Annotated in this window: 2 protein-coding genes; one reads left to right on the top strand and one right to left on the bottom strand. The window is 39.0% G+C overall.

Annotated features, from left to right (window positions below; genetic code table 11):
• Positions 1 to 846 (bottom strand): MFS transporter (locus GCCT14_RS04730; RefSeq protein WP_157952631.1); only part of this gene is annotated, 846 nt, incomplete at its 3' end.
• 140 nt (positions 847 to 986) lie between these two features.
• Between GCCT14_RS04730 and GCCT14_RS04735 the strand changes: the two genes are divergently transcribed.
• The coding region (locus GCCT14_RS04735; RefSeq protein WP_192875512.1) for an RnfABCDGE type electron transport complex subunit D at positions 987 to 1,763 on the top strand (777 nt) is incomplete at its 3' end.

Genomic DNA, 1,763 nt, shown 5'->3' on the forward strand with positions numbered 1-1,763 from the left:
ATTATAATGTTTCTGATCGATAAAAAAGAAGGTCAACCAATCGTGTAATCCTGTTCGTAGCGAATAAATGAAACAGTAAGCACATCCAAGCAACCAGATTCTTCCACTTGCAATTATCTCACGAAATAAATGGCGAACAATTCCATTTTTATTGTCACTTATGAGAGAGGCTTCGTCTGGATAAAGACTATGTAAAGATGGCAGACCAACAGAAGAAGGGTTCTCCCTCAAACGGAACATCAACCAAAAAGCTCCGAAGCAAGAAAGAAAACTTGGTATGAAAAAAATTGCCCTCCACCCAATTAATGATCCAATTGCCGTGTACAAGACAGGGACAAGCGCTCCAGCCATATTGTGCGATGTACTTAAAAATCCCCACCAACGACCCCTTTCTCTTGTAGGAAACCAATTTGTCAAACATCTTGCACAGTTAGGCCAACCTGTACCCTGAAACCAACCGTTCAATCCCCAGAAAAAAAGATAAAAAGCAAAAGAAGAGGAAATGCCAAAGCATAAATTACAAATGCCTGTCATCAGTAATCCAAATGTCATGAAATAACGAGGATTGGAACGATCACTAAAAACACCGTTCATAAATTTTCCAAGTCCGTACAAAAGAGACCAAGAAGTAGCGATTAAACCTAAATCTGAAGCTCGTAAATTAAGTTGATCTCTCATCAAAGGAGCAGCAAAGGCAAAACTACATCGAGTAAAAGAAAACAGAAAGTAACCGAAATATAAGGAAAAAAAAATTCGCACTCGCCAAGATAGATAAGACTTACGTTCCTCCTTGGAGACCTCAATAGAGTCAGATCGATCCGATACAGATTTAAATATCCAAAACATTCATTTGTTCTCCAATTCTCAAACGAAATTTATACATTGAGCTTAATACAAGCTTCCTTTATCGATCCTAACAATGAAACTTTTGAACTCTTTATCATCGAAGTAGTAAATACGTGCTATTCAGCACAAGGCTTCCACATATGATCTATGGAAAGAACAACTCCTCACCAAAAAAATTCCCCTTCATATGCAATGTTAATGATCTGGATCATTGGATTTGGGTTCTGTTGATATCTTTAATACCGCCCTTGCTTTTTGGGACATGGGCAATCGGAGTCTACTCTTTTGTTTTCTCAGAAAAAGACTTAGGCATACTAAGAGAATTTTACCAATCGACCACAAGCCTGACAAATTACTTTAGATTTTGCTTTCAAATGCCGAGAACAATGAAAATTGTATGGGCAGGTCTAAGCTGTGTAATTCCAATTGTACTAACGTCTTGTATTTTTTCTTTTCTTACAGATTGGATTTGCTCAAAATTAAGAAATAGGCATCAGTCCAATTGGTGGCTCGTCACTGGTCTGCTGTTTGCATTGGCCATGCCACCCACAATTCCTCTTTGGATGGTTGCTTTTGGAATAACTGCCGGAACGCTTCTTAGTAAAGAAGTTTTTGGTGGAACTGGGATGAACATTTTCAATCCAGCACTTGTTTCTCGTTGTTTTCTTGTTCTCTCATTCCCAGGAAATTTCTGCGGAAACGTCTGGATAGCGCCAACTGCGCACGCTGTCCAAAACGCCATAGCAACAATTACCAAACATGTAAATACAACTAGCGATGCAATTTCTGGAGCATCTCCCCTGGGGCAATTAGCTCTTACAAAGGAAGTATTGAACATACATCTCGAAGCAATTACCTCTTATCTCAGGCCAGATTTAGTCACCCCCTCAGAGCATCTTAGTAAACTTTTCGAACAA

Source organism: Candidatus Similichlamydia epinepheli (genome assembly GCF_003056015.1).